23 protein-coding genes, 1 tRNA gene and 2 pseudogenes are annotated in these 22,966 nt (G+C 59.7%); 16 read left to right on the forward strand and 10 right to left on the reverse strand.

Annotated elements, in window-relative coordinates:
• The 6 genes from ACVWXD_RS20990 (at window position 1) to hrpT (ending at window position 4,189) form a co-directional block, all read left to right on the forward strand.
• On the forward strand, window positions 1–549 hold the full coding sequence (locus ACVWXD_RS20990; RefSeq protein WP_122680441.1) for a type III secretion protein: 549 nt from the start codon (window positions 1–3) through the stop codon (window positions 547–549).
• A gap of 11 nt (window positions 550–560) precedes the next feature.
• Complete coding sequence (sctL, locus tag ACVWXD_RS20995; protein ID WP_457371296.1) at window positions 561–1,154, forward strand: type III secretion system stator protein SctL; 594 nt, start codon at window positions 561–563, stop codon at window positions 1,152–1,154.
• Window positions 1,155–1,238: 84 nt separating this feature from the next.
• Entirely contained in the window at window positions 1,239–1,457 is a 219-nt protein-coding gene (locus ACVWXD_RS21000) for a hypothetical protein (RefSeq protein WP_032886104.1), read from the forward strand.
• A 76-nt stretch (window positions 1,458–1,533) separates the two neighbouring features.
• Window positions 1,534–1,851 (forward strand): type III secretion protein, encoded by a 318-nt coding sequence (locus ACVWXD_RS21005; RefSeq protein WP_326490173.1) that lies wholly within the window; start codon window positions 1,534–1,536, stop codon window positions 1,849–1,851.
• A gap of 14 nt (window positions 1,852–1,865) precedes the next feature.
• Window positions 1,866–3,989, forward strand: a complete 2,124-nt coding sequence (sctC, locus tag ACVWXD_RS21010) for a type III secretion system outer membrane ring subunit SctC (RefSeq protein WP_339482462.1) — start codon at window positions 1,866–1,868, stop codon at window positions 3,987–3,989.
• Entirely contained in the window at window positions 3,986–4,189 is a 204-nt protein-coding gene (hrpT, locus tag ACVWXD_RS21015) for an HrpT family type III secretion system protein (RefSeq protein WP_095183767.1), read from the forward strand. Before sctC ends, hrpT begins: the two co-directional genes overlap by 4 nt.
• A gap of 17 nt (window positions 4,190–4,206) precedes the next feature.
• Here the strand turns inward: hrpT and ACVWXD_RS21020 are convergent.
• Window positions 4,207–5,112 (reverse strand): annotated as a pseudogene (locus ACVWXD_RS21020) (FHIPEP family type III secretion protein); the annotation flags it as partial.
• Window positions 5,109–6,173: a TyeA family type III secretion system gatekeeper subunit gene (locus ACVWXD_RS21025; RefSeq protein WP_457371297.1), complete on the reverse strand. Its 1,065-nt coding sequence runs from the start codon at window positions 6,171–6,173 to the stop codon at window positions 5,109–5,111. The gene ACVWXD_RS21025 and the pseudogene ACVWXD_RS21020, both read right to left, overlap by 4 nt.
• 263 nt (window positions 6,174–6,436) lie before the next feature.
• On the opposite strand from ACVWXD_RS21025, the gene ACVWXD_RS21030 reads away from it, so the two are divergent.
• The gene (locus tag ACVWXD_RS21030) at window positions 6,437–6,988 is read left to right on the forward strand and encodes an RNA polymerase sigma factor (RefSeq protein ID WP_032886085.1); all 552 of its coding nucleotides are present in this window, start codon (window positions 6,437–6,439) and stop codon (window positions 6,986–6,988) included.
• A 51-nt stretch (window positions 6,989–7,039) separates the two neighbouring features.
• Here ACVWXD_RS21030 and ACVWXD_RS21035 read toward each other — a convergent pair whose 3' ends face one another.
• Window positions 7,040–7,387, reverse strand: a complete 348-nt coding sequence (locus ACVWXD_RS21035) for a hypothetical protein (RefSeq protein ID WP_457371298.1) — start codon at window positions 7,385–7,387, stop codon at window positions 7,040–7,042.
• Between ACVWXD_RS21035 and ACVWXD_RS21040 the strand changes: the two genes are divergently transcribed.
• The 7 genes from ACVWXD_RS21040 (at window position 7,355) to ACVWXD_RS21070 (ending at window position 15,228) form a co-directional block, all read left to right on the forward strand.
• Window positions 7,355–7,431 (forward strand) — tRNA-Met (locus ACVWXD_RS21040). The two genes, ACVWXD_RS21035 and ACVWXD_RS21040, sit on opposite strands and share 33 nt — an antisense overlap.
• Before the next feature lie 133 nt (window positions 7,432–7,564).
• Window positions 7,565–8,386 (forward strand): EamA family transporter, encoded by an 822-nt coding sequence (locus ACVWXD_RS21045; protein WP_338104068.1) that lies wholly within the window; start codon window positions 7,565–7,567, stop codon window positions 8,384–8,386.
• 99 nt (window positions 8,387–8,485) lie between these two features.
• On the forward strand, window positions 8,486–9,013 hold the full coding sequence (locus ACVWXD_RS21050) for an RNA polymerase sigma factor (protein ID WP_099601919.1): 528 nt from the start codon (window positions 8,486–8,488) through the stop codon (window positions 9,011–9,013).
• Window positions 9,006–9,962: a FecR family protein gene (locus ACVWXD_RS21055; RefSeq protein WP_401383178.1), complete on the forward strand. Its 957-nt coding sequence runs from the start codon at window positions 9,006–9,008 to the stop codon at window positions 9,960–9,962. Before ACVWXD_RS21050 ends, ACVWXD_RS21055 begins: the two co-directional genes overlap by 8 nt.
• Before the next feature lie 101 nt (window positions 9,963–10,063).
• Window positions 10,064–12,505, forward strand: coding sequence for a TonB-dependent siderophore receptor (locus ACVWXD_RS21060; RefSeq protein WP_081797674.1), 2,442 nt, complete (start codon window positions 10,064–10,066; stop codon window positions 12,503–12,505).
• Between the two features lie 147 nt (window positions 12,506–12,652).
• A complete protein-coding gene (gene ggt, locus ACVWXD_RS21065; RefSeq protein ID WP_032886074.1) occupies window positions 12,653–14,482 on the forward strand; it encodes a gamma-glutamyltransferase in 1,830 nt (609 codons plus the stop codon).
• Window positions 14,483–14,505: 23 nt separating this feature from the next.
• Window positions 14,506–15,228 carry a polyphenol oxidase family protein gene (locus ACVWXD_RS21070; RefSeq protein ID WP_181642885.1) on the forward strand — a complete coding sequence of 241 codons (723 nt, stop codon included), beginning with the start codon at window positions 14,506–14,508 and terminating at the stop codon, window positions 15,226–15,228.
• 55 nt (window positions 15,229–15,283) lie between these two features.
• Here the strand turns inward: ACVWXD_RS21070 and ddlA are convergent, their stop codons facing one another.
• Window positions 15,284–16,378 carry a D-alanine--D-alanine ligase gene (gene ddlA, locus ACVWXD_RS21075; protein ID WP_095183755.1) on the reverse strand — a complete coding sequence of 365 codons (1,095 nt, stop codon included), beginning with the start codon at window positions 16,376–16,378 and terminating at the stop codon, window positions 15,284–15,286.
• Between the two features lie 43 nt (window positions 16,379–16,421).
• Window positions 16,422–17,060 carry a LysE family transporter gene (locus tag ACVWXD_RS21080; protein WP_095183754.1) on the reverse strand — a complete coding sequence of 213 codons (639 nt, stop codon included), beginning with the start codon at window positions 17,058–17,060 and terminating at the stop codon, window positions 16,422–16,424.
• 136 nt (window positions 17,061–17,196) lie between these two features.
• Here ACVWXD_RS21080 and ACVWXD_RS21085 point away from each other — a divergent pair, with 136 nt between their 5' ends.
• Window positions 17,197–18,006: an AraC family transcriptional regulator gene (locus ACVWXD_RS21085; protein ID WP_122764703.1), complete on the forward strand. Its 810-nt coding sequence runs from the start codon at window positions 17,197–17,199 to the stop codon at window positions 18,004–18,006.
• A 22-nt stretch (window positions 18,007–18,028) separates the two neighbouring features.
• Here ACVWXD_RS21085 and ACVWXD_RS21090 read toward each other — a convergent pair whose 3' ends face one another.
• On the reverse strand, window positions 18,029–19,375 hold the full coding sequence (locus ACVWXD_RS21090; RefSeq protein ID WP_260367775.1) for an MFS transporter: 1,347 nt from the start codon (window positions 19,373–19,375) through the stop codon (window positions 18,029–18,031).
• A gap of 122 nt (window positions 19,376–19,497) precedes the next feature.
• On the opposite strand from ACVWXD_RS21090, the gene ACVWXD_RS21095 reads away from it, so the two are divergent.
• The gene (locus ACVWXD_RS21095) at window positions 19,498–20,382 is read left to right on the forward strand and encodes a LysR family transcriptional regulator (protein WP_032886062.1); all 885 of its coding nucleotides are present in this window, start codon (window positions 19,498–19,500) and stop codon (window positions 20,380–20,382) included.
• 3 nt (window positions 20,383–20,385) lie between these two features.
• Here the strand turns inward: ACVWXD_RS21095 and ACVWXD_RS21100 are convergent, their stop codons facing one another.
• The 4 genes and pseudogenes from ACVWXD_RS21100 to ACVWXD_RS21115 form a co-directional block, all read right to left on the reverse strand.
• Entirely contained in the window at window positions 20,386–20,961 is a 576-nt protein-coding gene (locus tag ACVWXD_RS21100; RefSeq protein WP_457371299.1) for a flavin reductase family protein, read from the reverse strand.
• Between the two features lie 60 nt (window positions 20,962–21,021).
• Entirely contained in the window at window positions 21,022–21,453 is a 432-nt protein-coding gene (locus tag ACVWXD_RS21105; protein ID WP_371926554.1) for a methyl-accepting chemotaxis protein, read from the reverse strand.
• Window positions 21,454–21,564: 111 nt separating this feature from the next.
• Window positions 21,565–22,338: pseudogene (locus ACVWXD_RS21110) on the reverse strand (PAS domain-containing protein); the annotation flags it as partial.
• A gap of 108 nt (window positions 22,339–22,446) precedes the next feature.
• Window positions 22,447–22,779, reverse strand: coding sequence for a DUF2790 domain-containing protein (locus tag ACVWXD_RS21115; protein ID WP_032886058.1), 333 nt, complete (start codon window positions 22,777–22,779; stop codon window positions 22,447–22,449).
• Window positions 22,780–22,966 lie beyond the last annotated feature (187 nt).

Consider the following 22,966-nt stretch of genomic DNA (forward strand, 5'->3'; position numbering starts at 1 on the left):
ATGAGTGAACATCTGGCCTGGGCTCAATGGTGGGCGTTCCCCTGGAGGCACGCCCACGAGGACTGGAGGGGCGACAAGTACCCCGCAATTAAAGTGCTTTATCGCAACAGGCGGTCCGCGCCGGACGACCTCACTGGCATTGTTGCGTGCTTGCCTCCTGCCCCTCACCCGACGGTACTTCGCCTGGCCCTTGCTTCAACGGAACAACTCAACCTGGCGCTGACACTGGTTCACGACACGTTCAACCCTGAAGCGGCGACGCCGTTGAGCGAGAGTCAGCACCTGTGGTGCATGCGTTTATCCAAGGCGCTGCCCCCTACCATGCTGTCGCGCGATGCTGATCCATTGCAATTGCTCTCCAGCTGGGTAGAGCCCGATACCTGGCGGCGCCTTCGACTGAGATTCCCCCGTAACCGCGTACAGGCGGTTGAGAAAAGTACCGTCTCACTCGAAAACGCAAGCAGTCGACTGAACACGCTATGGCAAGCCGTAGTCTGGCGCGTGACGACATTGGCAAACGCCCCCCTGTCACCTGACCCGAACGCGTAAGGAAAACAGCGATGTTATGCCGACACACCATTGAGTTGCTCAAGGATGCTTCGGAATTGCCACGTTGCCTGATCCCCCGGGAAGAGCTTGCAAACTGGGCACACGCTAACCAACTCATCAGTCGCGCCAAGGCACAGGCCGATGAACTGGTAATCCAGGCAGAGAAGCGATGCGAAATGCTGCTGGAAAAGGCGTCCCTGGATGTCTGGCAACGCGCAGACGCCCAACTCAAGCGCTGGGAGCGTGACCGTCAAGCGATGTGTGACAACCTGGAGGTGTATGCAACATCAATCACCAACCAGGCGATTCGCCGCCTGCTTGACGACACGGTGCCCCCCGAGCGGCTGGCCGCCCTTCTGAGGCAACTACTGGCAAACCAGATTCATGAGATCAACGCCTCGCTGCTCTGTCACCCACAGGACATTGAGGAGATAAAACAGTGTCTCGCCAATCAACAGGCAACACTCTGGAAGCTTCAGCCCGACGAAACAATCCCTGCGCAGACCCTTGTATTGAAAACCGATGAGGGTGATTTCCGTATTAGCTGGCACTCGATGCTCGATGCTTTTTTCAATCACGCAAAGGAATGCCGGATAGACATTTAATTGCATCCGCCTGGCGTCCTGCACAACGCTACTTAACAACAATTGATCCACCCATGCACGTCCACCCAAGACAAAGGAACGCCCATGAGTCTTTCCAACAATCTCTCACAAGAACTTTCAAGAAGCAGCAGTATCGCCCACAAGCTGTATAAGCAGAGTTCAAGCAACGGCTCTAAAGATGGGGCTGACGCTGAATTATTCTATGAACTTGCCGTCAAGAACACCCTTTCCCAAATGGCGTATCTGGAACATAACCGCGTTTCGCATATGTTGCTCAAAAGTACTTTTGAGAGTTTCCAATAACATGCAATCGCTAGTTCGTGATTGGTTAAGTGGCTGTAGAGAACAACTCAGTTTGTTTGAGGGTGATGACCAAATCATGCTGAAACGTCAGGGAGACGCTTTGTTACTTAGCGCTCAACTGACCTCAATCCGCGCAGACACCACCACCTTGCAGCACTGGATGCGCCTGGGCGCGGCCAGCCTGAATCATTTCCATGGCGCACTGGCTCAAAAAGCTGACAGCGGCGCTTTATGGCTGATTCAGAAACTGCCAGGTGGGCAGGGAGAGGCTTACGTGCTCGGTTGCCTTGAGGCCCTGCTGAACCAACGCGACACCTGGCGCGCCACAGTCGCGCGCTTTGCTCGCCCGACTCAAAACCTCAAACCCACCTCGCTACGCTCACTGTCGTACTAACCCGAGAACCGACAATGCATAACAAGAACCATGAGCACAGTCGCTTACGCCGTGCTTCGCCCAAAGAATTTCCCTGGCGTAACGCTATTCTGCTTTCCTGGCTGCTGATCCCGGCACACACCGCATTGGCCGCCATCCCTTCCGATTGGAAAAACACCGCTTACGCTTATGAGGCAGAACATAAGCCCTTGCGTGACGTGCTCGTCGATTTCGCTCAAGCCTTTGGTACTCAACTGCAAGTCGAGGGGCTGCTGGAGGGCAACGTCAATGGCAAGATCCGCGCTAATACCCCGCAATCGATGCTCGACAGGTTGGGGGTGGAACACCGTTTCCAGTGGTACATGTACAACAACACCCTCTATATCAGCACGCTGGACCAGCAAGAGTCTGCGCGCCTGGAAGTCTCTTCCGAGACCATTGCCGATCTCAAGCAAGCGCTCACGGATATCGGCTTGCTCGATAGCCGCTTCGGTTGGGGTGAGTTACCAGAAGACGGCGTAGTACTCGTATCTGGCCCTCGTCGCTATATCGAGCAAATCAAACAGTTCAGCAGTCAGCGTCGTTCGCCGGATGAAAAACAAAGTGTGTTGAGCTTCCCGCTCAAGTTTGCCAATGCAACGGACCGGCAAGTGGATTATCGCGGCGAGAAACTCAACATTCCGGGGGTGGCGAGCATTTTGCGAGGGTTACTGGAGCCGCGCGCCAACTCGACCCTCAATCGACTGAATCAGAGCTCCACCTCACAGCCTGCGCCCCTTGTGCCGAACATCCCAAGATTGGGCAACCCGTTGCTGGGGCAGATGCTGGGTGCAAACGGCCATACCGCGCCGTTGGACGCTCCACCCACACTCACACCGCGCGCTGCGGCGCCTGGCAGCCGAATTCGCGTTGAAGCCGATGTGCGCAACAACGCCGTGCTGATTTACGACCTGCCTGAACGCCTGGCCATGTACCGCGAGCTGATCACCCAACTCGATGTCGCGCGCAAACTGGTGGAAATCGACGCGATTATTCTCGATATCGAGCGCACGCAATTGCGAGAGTTCGGGGTGAACTGGGGCTTTCAGAACAGTCGGTTCCGCGGCGGCGTCAATATGGCTCCGGGCACTTCGTCGCAGCTGTCGATTGAAAACCGCGAGCGCTTCTACGCGGATATACGCGCGCTGGAAGCCAAAGGGTTGGCAAGCATGGTGTCCAACCCCTCCGTTCTCACGCTGGAAAACCAACCGGCGGTAATTGACTTCAATCGCACCCAATACCTGACACCGGGTCGAGAGAATGCCACCATTTTACCGGTCACTGTGGGCACCAGTTTCCAGGTTGTTCCCCGTGTCATCACCAGCCGTGGCGGTCACCAGATCCACCTGGCGGTGGATATTGAAGACGGTAATTTCGACGAAACCAACCCATCTCCCGGCAATCTGGATGTGCGCCGAGGCAAGGTCAGCACCCAGGCGGTCATGGAGGAAAAACGCTCGCTGGTGGTCGGAGGCTTCCACGTCACCGAAAGCAGCGACCAGCGCAACAAGGTGCCCTTGCTGGGCGATATTCCATTCATAGGCAAGGCGCTGTTTTCGTCGACCGAACGGCAGAACAACCGGCGTGAACGCTTGTTCATCCTCACTCCGCGCGTCATTGGCGATCAAGCAGACCCTTCTCGCTACCTGCCCCAGGCGGACCAGGTCGAATTGCAAGCGGCCCTTGCACCTCTGGCCAGGCGCGATGCCCCTCACCCGCCCGTGATAAAGCGCAGCGATATCATCAGCACACTGGCGCATATGGTCAGTGGTGAAATCCCCAAGGGCTTCAAGTCTGCGCCAATGCCACTGGGGCTGAACACCTTGTGCAGCACCCGCGACATCCTGGCACTGAACACCGAACGCAGCCAGTGGTACACCGGCCCGGATTACAACGTGGCGGTGGTAGTGCTGAGCAACCAGTCCAAGCGCTATGCCCGTATTGACGAAAATGAGTGCAGCACGCCGCAGACCCTGGCTGTGAGCGTGTGGCCGCGTGCCTGGCTGAAGCCGGGTGAAGAAGCCGAGGTATTTATCGCCATGCGCCCAGTGGTGAAGGATGAACACCTCAGCGTGCCCCGCCCCTCCTTGATCACTCCTGCTCCGAAGGCCACACCATGAAACATCGCCTATTGTGCGTCACCCTGATCGGCACGGCACTGCTCGTCGCCGGCTGCACGCCCACCTGCAAGGGCGACTCCTGCTCACGCCCTCAATCGAGCAAAGACAAGATGGTGATCTGGTGGCCACCTCAGATGCGCGCCGAACCTGGCCCCGCCGGGGAACGGGCGGACTACCAGACCATCTCGCTGGAACGGTGAGTCTCCAAGAAATGCCCGACACTCAACGCGAGCATCCCCACCGAAGCGATCATCCAGCTCTTGGGCTCGCTGGTCATTTGCCGGGCGATTTCAGCGCCCATGTTGCTGACGCCCTTGCGCCCCTCCGGTGCAACACGGGTGATGATCATGCCGGCAGTCAGGGAGATCAGCAGCGCCGGAATCTGCGCAATCAGGCCATCGCCGATGGTCAGGACCGAATACAACGCCATCGAATCAGCCGCACTCAAACCGTGCTGAAACATGCCCGTAGAGAAGCCGCCCAAGAGGTTGACCACAACGATGATTAACCCCGCGATGGCATCACCCTTGACGAACTTCATGGCCCCATCCATGGCGCCGAACAATTGGCTCTCACGGGACAACTGCTCCCGCTTGTCTCGTGCTTGCGCGCCGTCAATCAGACCGGCACGCAAGTCGCTGTCGATGGACATCTGCTTGCCCGGCATGGCATCCAGACTGAACCGCGCCGCAACCTCGGCAACCCGCTCCGAGCCCTTGGTGATCACCAGGAAGTTGACCAGGGTAAGGATCAGGAAAATCACCATCCCCACCGCCAAGTTGCCTCCCACCACGAAATTGCCGAAGGCCTCGACAATGTCGCCGGCGTCTTGCTCCAGCAGGATCAAACGCGTGGTTGCAATCGACAGTGCCAATCGAAACATGGTGGTCAACAACAGGATCGACGGGAAGGACGAAAATGCCAGGGGGCCCGGCAGGTAGAGCGCAAGAACGATCAACAGGCACGATATGCAGATATTGAGGGCAATCAGAATGTCCACCAGCCAGGTGGGCAGCGGCACGATAAAGATAAATACGATGGCCATGACCACCACAGCGCCCAACACCTCGGCGCGCTGTGCCACTTTGAGCAATATACGGTTGACGGCTGACACAGCCGTCACGTCATGGGCCTCGGCTCACCGGAAAACCGTAAGGGGCCACGCACGGCTCGGTCCAACTCACCGATCAGCGTCAAAAGAATCTCCAGGGACTCCTGACGGACCCGCTTGTCGGGCCACAAGGCCAAGGGCAACTGCTGAAACAGCGGGTAGAGCGCATTGAGGGATGCCATTTGTCGGTCAACCGGACCGCCACCCAAATCGTTTCCCAACCGAAGCATTTCATCGACAGAGATACCGCCGCCGGCGTACCCCAGTATGCGTTGCAGCAAGCTCACGGCGTCATGCTCAATACTCAAACGCTGGATCAACGTGTGACAACCGGATAACACCGCGCTCAACTGCCCGCAGCTTTGCAGACCCAGCAGCAAAGTGCGCAACAAAGGTGTGGGCATTGACGACACCAGGGCCGCCAGGTCATCCGCCAAGGCCTTACGCATCGCGTTGAGCACGTCGCGAAACCGCTCGCCACCGTAATCACCCAGCAAAGCCTGCATCATGGTTGCCAAGGACTGGCGCGTGACCACACTGGCGTAGTAAAGCTGGCGCAGTTTCTGGCGCTCATGCGGGTCGGCCACAGCTGCCTGCAACGCCGTAGCAATGTTCAGGCCTGCCTGAATTTCCCCTTTGAACCGGAGTTGCAGCTGGGCAATGGCATCGCGTGCCAATGCAGCCTCGGACGGACGCACTTCGCTGTCTGCCTGGGCCGTCACGTAGTTGAGCACTACGAACGCGCGTGCTGGGTCACCTCCCGCGAGGCTGACCAATTCCTCAGTACTGACGCTCTTGCGCAACTGCTCAATGATGCTTCGTGAAATGGAAGCCATGCTCTTCTGGGCCGGATGGCCCAACTGATTATAAAGCTGCACAAGCTGCTCAACCGGGGACACACGCAACCCCATCTTCCGCCCGCTCAGCGCCCGGCTATTGAGCTCCACCTCCTGATTGAAAATATGTCCCATCTCATCAACGCCCTTCGCGGGCACAGGCACTGAGGAGGGGCTGGTAACCGCTTGATCCAAGGGGCGGATTGTTTGCACATCGTTGTTGGATTCAACTTTCATGGGCACGCCAGTACAGGGAGAGAGTGTGTCCCTCTGTGGCAGTGCCTATGCATACGGTTCCATCGAAATCTGATCGCACACACCGTGTGAAAAAATTTGCACGAGCCTTCCGTGCTCCATGCAAAGTACTGCGTGAAATCGTCACGATTAAAAATATTTATATAAATAAATCAATAACTTACGATTTTTTTCTTTTGGCACAGGGAGTGCAAAAGGGTGCTGTCGACTCCCGCTCGACTGCGTCTACCCTAAGGAAAAAAATCATGAATATCCCTATCGGAGCTTTAGCTCAGCTCGTTGGCAGTTCACCTCAATTCATGCTTCACCTGACAGACGACCAGCAAAAAAAACTCAAACGTTTCATTCACAAGCGCGTACTCAATCCGGAAGATGCGGATGATCTTCTGCAACTCACGTACCTGGAAGCCTGGCGCAACCGCGAGCGATTCTGCGGGAATGCTTCGCTTAGCACCTGGATGTGCGGCATCGCACAGAACCTGATCCGCAATCACTTCAGGCGCATGTACGCCAAACCCGTACATTGCGAATTTGATGAGTCGTTGTGGCATGGCCACGAGGAAACCAACAACCTGGATTGGGAATTTGAGATCAACCGCCGCTTGGAGAACACGCTGAGCGCCATCGACCATTTGCCGACGGAAATGCGAAAGACGATGTACGCCTCGCTGGAAACCGACGGCAGTTACCAGGATACGGCCAACGTATTGGATATCCCTATCGGTACCGTTCGCTCCCGTCTGTCGCGTGCACGCGAACAGCTCAAGCGCGCCACCCACAACCCTTTTCAACCTTAAATCTGGCTGACTAGCCAAACGTTGGGCGACAGGGATATTTGCCCAACCGAATCAGGCCTCTTGCATGCGCGCAAGAAAGAGCGCCAATCTCCCAAACAGCGTAAAGACCGAGCCCAGTGTGTAAACCCACTTGATGTCATCATCATCCGCCCGGTGTCCCAGCAGCGCCGTCATCCCGGTAAAACCAAACATCCGCCCGAGCAATCCCCCGGCAATCATCCGCACGTTGCCCAGCCCCATACCTGTGTAGACGCCGCCTACGGCCAGCCAACACGACCATTTTCGATAAACAATTGAAAGCGTAGAAAAATTCTTAATAAAAATGCTTGACGCATTCCCGTTCTGCGCGAATAATGCGCGCCACTTGGCTACATAGCTCAGTTGGTTAGAGCATAGCATTCATAATGCTGGGGTCCGGGGTTCAAGTCCCTGTGTAGCCACCAAGTACTAAAAACGGCTTACCGAAAGGTAGGCCGTTTTTTTATGCCTGTAGAAAAGTGCTGAGGCATACTCGCAACGGTCTACCTCCACGACGCGGCGCTGAACCCCACAGGACATCCCTTCATGAGCCTTGATGTGTTCGTAATCATCATGCTGGGCGCTGCGCTGCATGCCACGTGGAATGCAGTGGTCAAGGGGGGTGACGACAAGCTGTTGACCACGTGCATGATCGCGTCCTTCGCTTCACTGATCGCGCTGGCGGTCATTCCGTTCCTGGCAGTGCCTGCGACGCAAAGCTGGCCCTTCATCGGCGCGTCGGTGATATTCCAGGTGCTGTATTTCGTACTGGTCGCCTCGACCTACCGCGTTGCCGACATGAGCCAGACCTACCCGATCATGCGGGGCACCGCGCCGTTGCTGGTGGCGACGGCGAGCTTAGGGCTGCTGTCCGAATCCTTGTCCGCATTTGCCTGGCTCGGCATTGCCGTGATCTGCATCGGTATTTTGAGCATGGCAGCAGCCCCTTCAGCCGGTCAGCGTAAAGGGATACTCCTTGCGCTGCTTAACGCGGCTGTCATCGCGGGCTACACCCTCATCGACGGAATAGGTGTGCGCAAATCCGGTGCCCCGGCGGCCTACACGTTGTGGATATTCCTGTTGACCGGCATCCCACTCGGCGCATGGGCATTGGCCCGCCGTCGACGCGAATTCAGCCGCTATCTGGCGCGTCACTGGCGCCCCGGCGTGATAGGTGGCTTCGGAACCGTCGCGTCCTATGGCCTGGCGCTGTGGGCTATGACCGCGGCCCCCATTGCCACGGTTGCGGCGCTCAGGGAGACCTCGATTCTGTTTGGCGTGGTGATCTCGGCGCTGGTGCTCAAAGAGCAGTTGACCCGCGCCCGCATCGTGGCCGCGTGCATCATTGCCGCCGGGGCGATGGTGTTGCGACTAGGCTGACGCGTCGACAAACAAATCTTCCATCACCCTATCAAATGAGACAGCTTCTCATTAGTATGCCCGCTATCCGCGCAATGCAGCATCAAGGTATCAGGGGCCATGGAGACAGGGACGCCAGGGGATCAGGAAAAACTCAGCGCCGTTTTCATCGGGCAGCGCAGTGCGTTAATCCGTATGCTGTCGCGCGTCGTCGGCTGTTCGAGCCAGGCGGAGGACCTGGCCCAGGAAACCTATCTGAAGGTAGCTAAGGCGCTGTACACCCGCCCGATCGAACACTTGAAGCCGTTTCTTTATCAAACTGCGCAGTATCTGGCCTTTGATCATTTGCGCAGTGTGCGCAGTAAAAGGCGCTACGAGTGCCACTTGGCCGAAAGCCTGGTTGTCGAGGTGCCCACAATGGCACCCGGACCGGAGAGCCAGGCTCAGGGCCAGCAGCAACTGCAGCGGTTTCAACAGGTGCTCGCTACCTTGCCCAAACGCCAGCAACAAATCCTGGTATTGCATCGACTGCACGACCTGTCCCAAGGCGAGATCGCCCAGCGCCTGCAGGTGTCGTTGAGTACGGTGGAAAAAGACCTGCGCCAAGCCCTCACTGCCTGCGTCAAGCAAACGACCTACCATGATTGACCGTCCCGTCATTCCCGAAGCAGTACGTGAGCAGGCGGCTGATTGGTTCGCCCTGCGCGATGAAAGTGCGCGCAACCTCATCACCCGTCAGCGCTTTGAGCAGTGGCGCGCGGCCGATCCCCTGCACGCCACCGCCTATGCCGAAGTGGAGACGCTGTGGGAAAACCGCGCCTTCGAACAAGCCTTGAAAGACCTCGCCGTCGACCTAGAGTTGCCCTCTTCCCCGGTAACCGCCAAGCCTCCCAAGACACGTTTTGTGGCTGCCGCCGCGACCCTGTTGCTCGCACTGGGCATCGGTTGGATGGCCGACGTGCCGATGCGCCTGCAAGCCGATCACATGACCGACGTCGCGCAGCTGGAACGCTTTGACCTGGAAGATGGCTCTCACATCGTGCTGGGCAGCCACAGCGCAATCAGCACCGCCTTCGACGGCGCCCAGCGGCGCATCAAGCTATTGCGTGGCGAGCTCTACGTCGAGGCCGCCCACGACTCTAAACGCCCACTGAGCATCGAGACCAACGAGGCCAGCGTAACCGTGGTCGGCACGCAATTCAGCGTCAGCCAGCGAGACTCGGAGGTCACTGTCGCCGTGCGCGAAGGCCAGGTGCGCTTCGCCAACCGCAAGGGCGAGCAGAGCCTGCTGCAGGCGGGTAACTGGCAACAGCTACGAGATGGTCAACTGCAACCGCTGTCCCTGGAAGGCAGTGAACGGCAGATGGCCTGGATCAACGGGCGACTGTCATTCCAGAACGCGCCATTGGTGCAGGTGCTGAAAGAGATCCAGCGTTACTACCCGGCGCCGATCCTGTTATTCAACGATGCCGCCGCCGGTGAGCGGGTCAGCGGGAATTATCAGTTGGACGATCCCCTGGCGATCGTACAGGCGTTGAGTAAAGTCACGTCCACCCACGCCCAGCGACTGCCCGGTGGCATCCTGGTGATTCGCTGACACAGAGCCCCGATACCTTCGAAAAGTTTTACGGCTTTCGAAGGTTCAACCCGTCAAGAACTTTGCCTTTGCAAATCATTCCTATTTCTAACGGGGCTCACATGCACTTTCCAACACTCAATCCGACCCATGCCCGCAGCATGCTCGCGCTCGCCATCTGCCTGGCGTGCAGCCCGGCGGTTGCGGTGGAGCCAGCAGGCCAGCCAGCCACTCGCGAAGCGGCGGACACCCGCAGCTTCGCGATAGCGCGTCAGTCGCTGGTCAATGCCCTGGATCAATTGAGTGTGCAGAGCGGGCTGCAAATTGCCTACGCGGCGGACCTCGCTCAGGGCGTCGAATCCCCCGGCGTCAGCGGCCGCATGACCGCCCTGGAAGCGCTGGCCCAACTGCTCAAAGGCACGCCCCTGAGCTTCGAGCCCAACGGCCCCAACGCGGTGATACTGAACCGCACCGAACAACCGGGCGCGGCCTTGCAACTCGGCACCACCACGGTGATCAGCAACCAACTGGGCACCGTCACCGAAGGCACTGGCTCCTACACCCCGGGGACCATCGCCACGGCTACGCGCCTGGTACTGACGCCCCGGGAAACACCACAGTCCATCAGCGTCGTCACGCGCCAGCACATGGATGACTTCGCCCTCGACAGCGTTGACGACGTGATGCGCCACACGCCCGGTATCACCGTTTCGGCCTACGACACCGACCGCAGCAACTACTATTCGCGCGGTTTCTCGATCAACAATTTCCAGTACGACGGCATCCCCTCGGCCGTGCGCAACGTGGCCTATTCGGCTGGCAACACCCTGAGCGACATGGCGATCTATGACCGTGTCGAAGTACTCAAAGGCGCCTCTGGCCTGCTCAGCGGCGCCGGTTCCCTGGGCGGCACCATCAACCTGGTACGCAAGAAACCCACGTCGGAATTCCTCGGCCATATCACCACCGCGGCGGGCACCTGGGATCACTACCGCACGGAAGTGGACGTCAGCGGCCCACTGACCGAAACCGGCAATGTGCGCGGGCGGGCGGTAGCGGCATATCAGGACAACAAGTCCTGGATCGACCGCTACTCCAACAAAAGCTCAGTGTTCTACGGCATCCTCGAATTCGATCTATCGCCCGACACCCTGCTCACCGTGGGCGCCGATTATCAGGACAGCAAACCCAAAGGCTCGACCTGGTCCGGCAGTTTCCCGCTGTTCAACTATTCGGGTGCGCTCAACGACGCCAAGCGGTCTTTCAGTAATGCCACCGACTGGAGCAGTTGGCAGCAATACACCCGCACGGTGTTCGCGAACCTGGAGCACGACCTCGGCGACGGCTGGGTCACCAAGCTGCAACTGGACCATAAGCTTAATGGCTACGATGCCCAGATGGGTGCGATCCAGTTCTACCAGCCGGCAGCGGATGGCACTGCCGACATTAACGCCCAGCGCTACAAAGGCGAGACCACCAGCGATTCCGCCGACCTGTACCTCAGCGGTCCGTTCAACTTCCTCGGTCGCGAACACGACCTGGTGGTCGGCGGCTCCATCAGCACCGCCCACTGGAAGGGCAAGGGCTACTGGGACGAAACCTTCCCCACGGCCAACCTGGTCGACTACTTCAACTGGCACGGCAACCTGGCCAAGCCGGACTGGGGCGTGGCCTCACAAGTCATCGACGACACCATTCGCCAGACCGGCATGTACGTCACCACCCGCTGGAACCTCACCGACGATCTGAAACTGTTGCTCGGCGGGCGCGTGGTCGACTACACCCTGACCGGCACCACTGACACCTACCGAGAGACCGGGCGCTTCATTCCCTATGCCGGGGCCATCTATGACCTCACGGACAACCTGTCGGCCTATGTCAGCTACACCGATGTGTTCATGCCCCAGGAAAGCTACAACCTCGACCGTAACCGCAAGCTGATCGACCCGGACGAAGGCGAGAACTATGAAGTGGGCCTCAAGGGCGAATTCCTCGACGGTCGCCTGAACGCCAGCCTGGCGTACTTCGAAGTCAAGGAAAGCAACCGCTCCCTGCCCGACGATGCATACAACAACCAGACCCCAACCCCGCCCAACTTTGCCTTCAAGGGCACCGACGCGACGACCAAGGGTTATGAGCTGGAGCTGTCCGGCGAAATCGCCCCCGGCTGGCAGTTGCAGGGCGGCTACACCCACAAAGTGGTGCGCGACGACGCCGGCAAAAAAATCTCGACTTTCGAGCCCGAGGACCAGGTGAGCATGTTCACCATCTACAAGCTCAAGGGCGATCTGGACAAAGTCAGCGTCGGCGGTGGCCTGCGCTGGCAGAACACGGTGTGGCAGGACATCTACAACGGTCCCAAAGGAACGACGGACGCGTTTTCCCAGGAGTCCTATTGGGTGGTGGACTTGATGACGCGCTACCAATTCACCAAAAACCTGTCGACGACGCTGAACCTGAATAACGTATTCGATAAGTACTACTACACCAACGTGGGTTTCTATAACTCCGCCATCTACGGCGCGCCGCGTCACTTCATGCTGACCACCCGCTGGGACTTCTGATCACTTGAGCCACACGGCCTATCCCAGGGTAGGCCGCTTTTGACGCCCTCCTTTGCCACTGTTAGTGTCCAGCCTCCCCACACACGGAGTGCTCACTGCGACGCACCTGTAAACCGCTGCCCCCAAGGACAACAGATCATTCTCAAAATGAACGGAGTTCAGCACGTGCTTTCGATTTCTCGCCGTCAGTTGTCGGTTATTGCCGCAGCCCTGGCCCTTGCGGCCTGTCACACCCCGGTCAACGAACAGCCGCCGGCACCGGAGCTGGGCTCGGGCTATCGCACCGATCTGATCACTCAACACGCCGAACGCCATATGGCCGCCGCCGCCAACCCGCTGGCCGCCGAAGCCGGGCGCGAGATGTTGCGCAAAGGCGGTTCGGCGATTGATGCAGCGATCGCCATGCAGGCGGTGTTGACCTTGGTGGAGCCGCAATCCTCCGGCATTGGCGGCGGCGCGTTCATCATGCTGTGGGACGGGAAAAAGGTGCACGCCTATGACGGTCGGGAAACGGCGCCGGCAGGCGCGACGGAGCGGTTGTTCCTGAACGCCGACGGCACACCGATGACCTTCACCGACGCGCAGATTGGCGGGCGCTCGGTGGGTACGCCCGGTGTGCTGCGCGCCCTGGAGATGGCCCATAAGAAGACCGGTCAACTGCGATGGGCCGAGCTGTTTGAGCCAGCGATTCGTTTGTCGGAACAGGGCTTCGCCATTTCACCACGCTTGCACAGCCTGATCGCGGCTGACCGATTTATTGCGCAATCGCCGGAGATGGCCGCCTACTTTCTGAATGCCGATGGCACACCCAAAGCCACCGGCACGCTGCTGAAAAACCCGGCGCTGGCCGCCGTGTTCAAGCGCATCGCCAACGAGGGCCCTGACGCGCTGTACCACGGGCCGATTGCCGATGAAATTGCGCGCAAAGTGCAGGGCAATCGCAATGCGGGCAGCCTCTCCCAGGCCGACCTGAAGGGTTACGCCGCCAAGGAGCGCGAACCGCTGTGCACCGACTACAAACGCTGGAAAATCTGTGGCATGCCGCCGCCGTCGTCAGGCGCGGTTGCGGTCGCGCAGATCCTTGGTACGTTGCAGGCCCTGGAAGCCCGCGACCCGCGCCTGGCTATCGCACCGATGACACCGATAAAAAGCGCGTTGCCTGCCGGGTTTGAGCCGACGCCCGAGGCCGTGCACCTGATCGCCGAAGCCGGTCGCCTGGCCTTCGCCGACCGCGCGCTGTACCTGGCTGATTCAGACTTTACGCCGGTGCCGACCGCCGGCCTTGTCGCGCCCAACTACCTGGCCCAACGCGCCGCGCTGATCGGTGAGCGCAGCATGGGCATCGCCAAGCCAGGCCAGCCTGCGGGCATACAAGTGGCCTACGCGCCGGACCGTTCGCCATTGCGCATTTCCACCTCCCAAGTGGTGGCCGTGGACGACATGGGCGGCGCCGTGTCGATGACCACCACGGTGGAAGCCGCGTTTGGCTCCCATGTGATGGTCCAGGGCTTTTTGCTCAACAACCAGATGACCGACTTCTCATTCATCCCCGAAGAAAACGGTCAGCCGGTAGCCAACCGCGTACAACCCGGCAAACGCCCGCGCTCGGCCATGGCGCCGACCCTGGTGTTCGACCGCGAGAGCGGTGAGTTGCTGGCCACGGTCGGTTCGCCGGGCGGCTCCCAAATCATCGAGTACGTGAGCAAATCCCTGGTGGCCATGCTCGACTGGAACCTCGACCCCCAAGCCGCCATCAGCCTGCCCAACTTCGGCAGTCGCAATGGCGCTACCGAGTTGGAGGCCGGTTTGTTCAGCCCAGGGCTGAAGCAGGCGTTGAAGGACAAGGGCCATGCACTGAGCGAGATCGACATGACCAGCGGCATACAGGCCATCGTGCTCAAGCGGGACGCCCAGGGCAAGGTATCGCTGAGCGGTGGCGCCGACCCTCGTCGCGAAGGCGAAGCGCTCGGCGACTGACTTTATTGAACGGAGGTGATCCCTTGCATCAGGCTGAAAATCTCGCTGCCATCCCTGGCATCGACCACGGTTTCTGTTCGATAGATGACCCACTGCGCCCGGATGACGTGTTCATCTGCAAGCAAGTGCACAGCGCCTCAGTGATTGAATGGCAGGCGGGCCAGGTACCCAACACGATCGAGGCCGATGGTGTGTTGACGCACCACGCTCACCCGATCGCGGTGATCACCGCAGATTGCCTGCCCATTCTGTTCGCATCGAAAACGGGCGAACGGGTCGCCGCAGTACATGGCGGCTGGAAGGGGCTGCAACGCGGGATTATCGCCAACGTCATGCAGCGCTTTGCCGCCGAGGGGATACCAGCCAACCAGTTGCAAGTGGGTATCGGCCCTTCGATCAAGCCGTGCTGTTATGAGGTGAGCGAAGGGTTTATCGCCGAGTTCCAGATTGACCAGGGGCACCTGTGGCAACACGGCCTGGCACCGTGGAGCTTGGAGCAACCGGCACCGCTGCGGTCACCGGAAATTAGCCCGCCCCATGCAAGGCAAGCAGGTAGCGCATGGTTTGACTTGAGCGGCTATGGGTTGTTGTTGCTGCAAGCGGCGGGTATCAAGCGAGAGCAGATCGACGTGAGCGAGGTATGCACTTACTGCACCTCGCCGACGTTTGCCAGCTATCGCAGGAGAACCCATCACCCGGCGGAAGCGAAGACGTTGATTTATTCGTGGATTGCTCGTAAACCCTGACGAACCTACGCCCCCTTGTGGCGAGCGGGCTCGCCACAGGTATTTACCCCATCCGTTAGCGGCTGATCTTCAAGCCCTTACGCCCCGCATGCCGCTCCAACGCCAGCTCAATCAACCGGCTCACCAACTCGCTGTAGCTCATCCCCGCCGCCTGCCATAACTTGGGGTACATGCTGATGCGGGTGAAGCCGGGCAGTGAGTTAATTTCGTTGATCAGCACTTCGCCGTCGTCGGTCAAGAACACATCGACCCGCGCCAACCCTGCGCAGCCGAGCACGTCAAACGCTTCAAGGGCCAAGCGGCGAATACGCTCACTGGCTTCATGGCTGATATCAGCCGGCACCACCACCTGGGCCGCCTGGCCGTCGATGTATTTGCTGTCGTAGGAGTAGAAACCGCTGCTCACCACGATCTCGCCGCAGCCGCTTGCGACGGGGTTTTCGTTACCCAGCACCGCGCATTCTATTTCGCGGCCGCGCACGGCGGATTCCACCAGCACCTTTTGATCAAACCCCAGCGCCAGTTCAACGGCGGTGTGGTACTCGGCCTCGTTGCCAACCTTGCTCACACCCACCGAAGAGCCCTGGTTGGCCGGTTTGACGAACATCGGCAGGCCGAGTTTATTCACCGCAGTTTCAAAGGAAGTACGCGCGGCGTTGCTGCGGGTCAGGGTAATGAACGGCGTCACGGCAATGCCGGCGTCGCGCAGCAAGCGCTTGCTGATGTCCTTGTCCATGCACACTGCCGAGCCGAGCACGTCGGAGCCGACGAAAGGCAAGTCAGCCATGCGCAGCAGGCCTTGCAGGCAGCCGTCTTCGCCGAGGGTGCCGTGGACGATGGGGAAGATCACGTCGATGTGTGCCAGCAGGCCGTTGCCGGAGGTTTCCACAACCTGCTGGCTGGCTTTGCCGGGCACCACCGCCAGTTCGCGGTTGGATTGGTTAAGGGCGATGAGTGCCGGGTTTTCCTGGTTGATCAGGAAGTTCGAGGTGTCGTTGAGGTGCCAGTGGCCGGCCTTGTCGATGCCGATCAGGACCGGCTCAAAGCGTGCACGGTCAAGTGCATCGACAATATTGCGCGCCGACTGCAACGAGACCTCGTGCTCAGCCGAACGACCACCAAAAATAATCCCCACCCGCACCTTGCTCATGACTCGCCTCACTGTTGAAAGTAAGGCTTCTTACCACGGGCGGTCAGCGATTCGCTACCAGATGTGCGCCGAACAACACGTAGCAACCACCGGCAAAACGATCGAGCCATTTGCGTGAGCGACTGTAGAGGTTGGCCATGCGCGCACTGGAAAACACCAACGCCACGCAGGAATACCAACTGAACGACAAGCTGGCCATGGTGATCACCGCCAGGGTCAGCAGCATCGGCGACGGAGACGGCGGCATGGTGGAGGCGAAGATGGTGGCGACGAACAACGCGGCCTTGGGATTAGACAGGTTGCCCAACAACCCCAGGCGCCACGCGGAAAACAGCGAACGTCGCGTGTCATCCGGCAATAGGCTCTGGCCCATCGCCGGTGCCGAGCGCTTGAACAGTTTCAGCCCTAGGTAAATCAGGTAGCAGCCGCCGATGATCTTGAACGCCAGGTACAACATGGGCGCAGCGGTAAACAGCGATTTGATGCCCAGGCCACCCGCCAGCCCCCACATGATCGTGCCGGTGGACACGCCCGCCGAAGCCACCACGCCATGGCGGCGCGAACAACTGGCAGCCAACTGTGCCGTGTTGAAGAAGTTGGGCCCAGGCGTGACCACCGCCACCGTCCACAACAGGGCCAGCGAGACCAGGGGAGCCACGTAGGCGGGGTTGATAACTTCCATTGGGCGGCTCCATCAGCGCAGGGACGAGCAAGGAGCATAGACCTCGCCAATCGCCTGCACAATCGTACAAGACCCCGGCAGACAAGGGTTGCAGACTGGGTTAACGTATTTCCATCTCTTCTTGTGACACGCCACCATGGGCAACCCTAGCCACACTCTCGACTGGCTGCACCGCGCCCCGCATGCCAGCGGCCTGGATCGTATCGAGGCGTACTTTGCGGGCTTTGCGTTCGACCCCCATCGCCATGACACCTACGCCATCGGGCGTACCTTGTCTGGCGTGCAGAGTTTTCACTACCGCGGCGACATGATCCACAGCCTGCCCGGCACGACCATGGTGCTTCATCCCGACGAGACCCACGACGGCCACGCCGGCAGCGACGAAGGCTTCAAGTACCGGATGATCTACGTGGAGCCGTCACTGATTCAGCAGATACTCGGCGGCAAGCCGCTGCCGTTTATCCCCAGTGGTTTATCCACTGACCCAAGGCTGTTCCGCGCCAGCGAAGTGCTGCTGCAGAACCTCGATCATCCGATTGACCCGTTGCAGGAACAGGACGCGATGTTCGACCTGGCCCATGCGCTCAACAATGCGTCGGGGGCGATCGTCAGCCGTAAGACCTTCGATTACGTAGCCGCCGAGCGCGCCCGGGAGTTTATCCACAGCACCCTGGGCCGCAGCATCACCCTGGACGAAATCGCTGATCACGCTGGCCGCGACCGCTGGGCATTGTCGCGGGATTTTCGCGTGCTGTTCGGCACCAGCCCCTACCGCTACCTGACGATGCGCCGGCTGGACCTGGTGCGCAGTCTGCTGGCGCAGGGACAGTCGCTGGTGGACGCCGCGCTGATCGCCGGCTTCACCGACCAGAGCCACATGACCCGGCAGTTTCGCAGCACCTACGGCATGCCGCCGTCCCGGTGGGTGAAGATGCTCGGGCGCTGAGTCAGCGTTTTAAACATGCACTCTAAATGGGGGCTTGCTGTGATGAGTTCGACATGGGATGGCGCTCTTTCAGCGCCAGCACCAACACCGCTCCCACCAGCGCAATCGCCGCACTCCACCACAACGCCAACTCGATCCCACCCGCATTGGCCACCGACACCAACACCGCCAACCCCAACGCGCCACCAATCTGCTGGCTGGTAGACGCCATCCCCGCCGCCACGCCCTGCTCCCCAGGACGGATGCCTAGCCCGGCTGCCACCCACATCGCCGTCCACGTCATGCCCTGGCCAATGCTCAGGATGAAAATCCCCGGCAGCAGCGACCAGAATCCCACCCCGGTGGGCAATGCCCAACACACCAGCGCAATCCCCACCGCGCCGGCCAATTGCCCGCTGACCAAGGTGTTGCGCAGCCCCAGCCGCGCCATCGAGCGCTCCGCTAGCCAGATGCCAAATGTGCACACCAAGGTTGCCGGCAAAAACGCCAAGCCCGCTTGCAACACGCTATAGCCGTAGACCTGCTGGTAATACAGCGCCAGGAAGTAGTACTGCACGCCAAAGCTGCTCATGAACACTGCCGTCAGTACCATGGCCATGCGCAATTCTCGATAAGCCAGCAAGCGCAGCGGCATCAGCGGATCGCGGCCGCGATGTTCAATCCAGGCGAACAGCCCCAGCAATGCCACAGCCAAGGCGATACAACCGAGGGTCGACGGTGCCGCCCAGCCCCACTCGGGGCCTTGCACCAGGGAAAACACCAGCAACGTACCGCCGACGGTCACGGTCAGCGCGCCGCTGATATCGAAATTACGGCCGTGGGCCCGCGCGCAATCGGCAGGAATCCAATAACGCGCCGCCCATGCACAACCGCCAGCCAACGGCACGTTGACCAGAAACACCGCCTCCCAACCCCACACCTGGGTCAGCACACCGCCGAGCAAGGCGCCGAGCGCCAAACCCGCGGCTGACGCTGCGCTCCATACCGCGAACGCACGGTTGCGTGCCGGCCCTTCGGCGTAGTGGGTGTTGATCAACGCCAGGGTCGCCGGGAACAACAGCGCGCCGCCCACGCCCTGCACTGCTCGCGCCAACACCAGCAAGACCGCGCTGCCGCCGACCACTGCCGCCAGCGACGACAGCGCATACAGCGACTGGCCCACGCGATACAGGCGGCGCTTGCCCAACAAGTCAGTGGCACGGCCACCCAGCAACAAGAAACCGCCAAACGCTACGCTGTAGGCACTGACCACCCACTGCAATTGCTGGGCAGAGAAATCCAAGTGAGTGCCGATCTGCGGCAGCGCCACAAATACGATGGTGGCATCAAGGGCGATGATCAACTGAGCGGTGGCCAGTAACGCCAGCATCCAGCCTGAAGGTCGTGAGGGAGACATCACAGCGTCCTGTCCGAAAATGAAGTGCCGCCAGTGTCTTTTATGCGGGCCAAGTGATAAATAGCCCTACCACTCTTTCAGTAATGACTTTAATCATGGATCTGAATGCTGTTCGCCTACTGGTCCGCGTGGCCGAAGCCCGCAGTTTTACCCGTGCGGCGGGTGATCTGGGGCTCACTCAGTCGGGCCTGTCCCGCGCCATCTCACGCCTGGAAAACGAATTGGGCGTGCGCCTGCTGCAACGTAATACGCGCAGCGTCAGCCTGACCCCCGATGGCCAGATGCTCTACGAGCGCAGCGCGCCGCTGCTGGCGGAACTGGCCGAAACCGAAAAGCTGATGCTCGACCGTCGCTGCAGCCCATCGGGCCTGTTGAAAATCAGTACACCTTCATTGTTCGGCCGCAAGGTGGTGATGCCGGTCATCGGCGAGTTGACCTTGCGTTACCCCGAGTTGCGCATCGAAGCCGTAATGACCGACCGCCTGGTGGATATCGTCGATGAAGGCTTCGACGCGTTGTTGCGCACCGGAGAAATCCAGGACCAACGCTTGATCGCCCGCAACCTGGCACCCCTGCGATGGATCACCGTTGCCGCACCCGCCTATCTGGCGCGCTTTGGTACTCCGCAGACAATTGATGAACTCAAGGACCACCACTGCCTCACCGTGCGCAACTTACGTACCGGCCGTATGGTGGATTGGCAATTCATGATCGACGGCAAAGTGCAGGACGTCAGTGTCGAGGGGCGGCTGATCTTTGATATCGGTGATGCGATGGTCGACGGCGCCGTGGGAGGCTTTGGCATTGCCCAGGTAATGGATTTCGCCGTGCGGGATGACCTGGCCACAGGACGCCTGGTGCCAGTATTGGAGACAGTCGCCGGGCGCAGCCGGGGCATCTCGTTGGTCTACCCGCCATCCCGGCAGTACTCGCCAAAATTGATGGCGTTTGCCGAGGCGCTGGCAAACGCACGCTGGTGAGGCTTAGAGCTGCCGCCCCACAATCGGCTGGCCGATGCTTAGGAAATTGCCGCCGGCTACATGGTGCAAAGTGCGCAACTCATCATGACCTTCAAAGTGCCAGTGGCCTTCACTGAACACCCGCTCGTCGGCATAGGCCGCGACCACTTCGCCGAGGAACAGGTCATAGGTCTGCTGGTTGTGGGGTTCGGGAAGCAGGCGACATTCCAGCCAGGCTACGCAGCCTTCCAGCAAGGGCGCATCGGTGTGTTCACCGCTGAAGGTTTGCAAGCCATACGTGGCGAACTTGTCGCGCTCGGTGCCGGTGGTATTGCCGACTGTCTGAACCAGGTCGGCCTGGGCCACGCAGGGCACCTGCAGCACGAACGTGCCGGCGCCTTCCAACAGCTGACGGGTCCAGGTGGCCTTGTCCAGCACCACAGCGACTTTCGGCGGTTCGAAGTCCAGCGGCATGGCCCAGGCCGCCGCCATGATATTGCGCTGGCCGTTGTGGGCCGCACTGACCAGCACGGTCGGGCCGTGGTTGAGCAAGCGATAGGCCTTGGACAGCGGAACGGGGAGGCAGTGGGCAGGGCTCATGGAGGATCGGCTCTTCTAAACGGAAAAAACCTACGATACCTCAAGCATGAGCCCTACGGGTCAGGTCGACAGTTGGTTAGCGAATTGCCCCACAGCGCTGACCACCTTCTGTGCGCCGTCCTGGATCTCCACAATCACCGTGCCCGCTTCCGCCGCCAGGGCCAGACCTTGCTCGGCTTGCAGACGGCCGTCGGTCATCAGGGCTACCGCATCGCGGGCCATGTCCTGGTTCTGACGCACCACACCGACGATTTCCTCGGTGGCTTTGCTGGTACGCGACGCCAACTGGCGGACCTCATCGGCCACTACCGCAAAACCGCGGCCCTGCTCGCCAGCGCGCGCCGCCTCGATGGCCGCGTTGAGCGCCAGCAAGTTGGTCTGCTCGGCGATGCCGCTGATGGTCTTGACGATGGTGCCTATCACCTGGGATTGCGCGTTCAGCGCCTCAATGCCTTCACCGGCCTGTTGCATGTGCGTAGCCAGATCGCGCATCACTTCCACCGCCTGAGTCACCACCGTGGTGCCGCGTTGGGCGCTGTTGTCGGTTTGCAGGGAGGTGGTGTACGCAATGTTCGCGGCGTCGGCCACCGTTTGTTCACGGTTGACCTGATCGGTGATCACCGTAGCGAACTTGACCACTTTGTACAGGCGTTCATTGGCGTCCATCACCGGGTTGTAGGTAGCTTCCAACCACACCACATGCCCACGGCTGTCCACACGCTTGAAGCGAGCGGCGACGAACTCACCGTTGTTCAGACGATTCCAGAAGTTCTGGTACTCGGCGCTGTTGTACTCCTGCGGCTCACAGAACATACGGTGATGTTTGCCCTGGATCTGCGCCAGGCTGTAACCCATGCCGCCGAGGAACCGATCATTCGCGGTGAGCACATGGCCGCCCAGGTCGAACTCGATCACAGCGGTGGAACGCACCAGTGCAGTAATCAGGTTTTCATGCTCGCGCGATGCTTCGATGGTGCGGGTCAGGTCGCTGGCGTAAATCGAAAAATGCTTGATGCGCCCATCGGAACTGCGCACCGGCTGCACGATCGAGCGCAGCCACACTTCCAGGCCATTGCCACGCATCAACCGCACAGTGCCAGCGAAGTGCTCGCCACGTCGCAGTGCGTTGTTGAAGCGCTGCTGGAACTCATCCCTGCGTACATGAACTGGTACCAAATCTTCGATGGGGCGCCCAACAATATTGCTCGACTGGTAAGCCAGCTCCTGCAGGAAATTGGCATTCGCCCATTCCACCCGACCTTCGGCGTCCAGCGTCAGGCACAACATTTCGCTTTCCAGGCTCTCCTTAACCTGCTGCAAGCTGGACAATTCTTCGCGAAGAGCCGACAGCTCCTGCTTCAAACGGGTGTTGAACATTGGTCACCGATGGTCAAATGGAGAAAGAAAGATCTGACATGCATCGGCCCTGCGGAGCCTTTCTGAAGCGTACTTTAGTGCCATTCCCGACTCTTTTTTTTGACGCCATTAACTGCCGTTATTTCGACACACGCCCATGACTTGATATTCCAAGGTAGTGAGTGTTCCGCTGGAGTCCTCATAGGTCATGCGCGAGGGCACAGGGTTACAGGCGCGGATCGGCGGTGTGACGTTGACCACCTTGGCAATGTCCAGGTCCATGCCATAGCGATACACCTGCACCTGGGGCGCGGGTTTGCCGTTTTTCTCCGCGTAGGCGGCCATGGCTTTTTCATTGCGCTCCATCATTCGGTCAAAGGTGCGGTCACCGCCGCCTTCGGCCAGTGCCCCGAATGACAACGTAGCAATCAATACACCCAAGCCAATGCGATAAAAGTTCATGGTTAATTCCTCGACTGAAAGTTCAGTGCCGAGACTAACCAACCCACCCTGTCACGATGTTCACCAGAACATTACTTATTTGTTAGGCGGCAGGGAGTTTCCAGAATTGTAATGTTCAAGCCATCCAATCGTTATCCACGGTTTGCAACTATCAGCCCGGGCCAAATCAATAAGAACGCCCACCTCC

This window comes from Pseudomonas sp. TE3911 (genome assembly GCF_054062775.1).

Excerpts from the sequence above, each read along its gene's own strand:
- ACVWXD_RS20990 (WP_122680441.1), top strand. The coding sequence starts at position 1 with ATGAGTGAACATCTGGCCTGGGCTCAATGGTGGGCGTTCCCCTGGAGG.
- sctL (WP_457371296.1), top strand. The coding sequence starts at position 561 with ATGTTATGCCGACACACCATTGAGTTGCTCAAGGATGCTTCGGAATTG.
- ACVWXD_RS21000 (WP_032886104.1), top strand. The coding sequence starts at position 1,239 with ATGAGTCTTTCCAACAATCTCTCACAAGAACTTTCAAGAAGCAGCAGT.
- ACVWXD_RS21005 (WP_326490173.1), top strand. The coding sequence starts at position 1,534 with ATGCTGAAACGTCAGGGAGACGCTTTGTTACTTAGCGCTCAACTGACC.
- sctC (WP_339482462.1), top strand. The coding sequence starts at position 1,866 with ATGCATAACAAGAACCATGAGCACAGTCGCTTACGCCGTGCTTCGCCC.
- hrpT (WP_095183767.1), top strand. The coding sequence starts at position 3,986 with ATGAAACATCGCCTATTGTGCGTCACCCTGATCGGCACGGCACTGCTC.
- ACVWXD_RS21025 (WP_457371297.1), bottom strand. The coding sequence starts at position 6,173 with ATGAAAGTTGAATCCAACAACGATGTGCAAACAATCCGCCCCTTGGAT.
- ACVWXD_RS21030 (WP_032886085.1), top strand. The coding sequence starts at position 6,437 with ATGAATATCCCTATCGGAGCTTTAGCTCAGCTCGTTGGCAGTTCACCT.
- ACVWXD_RS21035 (WP_457371298.1), bottom strand. The coding sequence starts at position 7,387 with ATGCTATGCTCTAACCAACTGAGCTATGTAGCCAAGTGGCGCGCATTA.
- ACVWXD_RS21050 (WP_099601919.1), top strand. The coding sequence starts at position 8,486 with ATGGAGACAGGGACGCCAGGGGATCAGGAAAAACTCAGCGCCGTTTTC.
- ACVWXD_RS21055 (WP_401383178.1), top strand. The coding sequence starts at position 9,006 with ATGATTGACCGTCCCGTCATTCCCGAAGCAGTACGTGAGCAGGCGGCT.
- ACVWXD_RS21060 (WP_081797674.1), top strand. The coding sequence starts at position 10,064 with ATGCACTTTCCAACACTCAATCCGACCCATGCCCGCAGCATGCTCGCG.
- ggt (WP_032886074.1), top strand. The coding sequence starts at position 12,653 with ATGAACGGAGTTCAGCACGTGCTTTCGATTTCTCGCCGTCAGTTGTCG.
- ddlA (WP_095183755.1), bottom strand. The coding sequence starts at position 16,378 with ATGAGCAAGGTGCGGGTGGGGATTATTTTTGGTGGTCGTTCGGCTGAG.
- ACVWXD_RS21080 (WP_095183754.1), bottom strand. The coding sequence starts at position 17,060 with ATGGAAGTTATCAACCCCGCCTACGTGGCTCCCCTGGTCTCGCTGGCC.
- ACVWXD_RS21085 (WP_122764703.1), top strand. The coding sequence starts at position 17,197 with ATGGGCAACCCTAGCCACACTCTCGACTGGCTGCACCGCGCCCCGCAT.
- ACVWXD_RS21090 (WP_260367775.1), bottom strand. The coding sequence starts at position 19,375 with ATGCTGGCGTTACTGGCCACCGCTCAGTTGATCATCGCCCTTGATGCC.
- ACVWXD_RS21095 (WP_032886062.1), top strand. The coding sequence starts at position 19,498 with ATGGATCTGAATGCTGTTCGCCTACTGGTCCGCGTGGCCGAAGCCCGC.
- ACVWXD_RS21100 (WP_457371299.1), bottom strand. The coding sequence starts at position 20,961 with ATGAGCCCTGCCCACTGCCTCCCCGTTCCGCTGTCCAAGGCCTATCGC.
- ACVWXD_RS21105 (WP_371926554.1), bottom strand. The coding sequence starts at position 21,453 with ATGCGCGATCTGGCTACGCACATGCAACAGGCCGGTGAAGGCATTGAG.
- ACVWXD_RS21115 (WP_032886058.1), bottom strand. The coding sequence starts at position 22,779 with ATGAACTTTTATCGCATTGGCTTGGGTGTATTGATTGCTACGTTGTCA.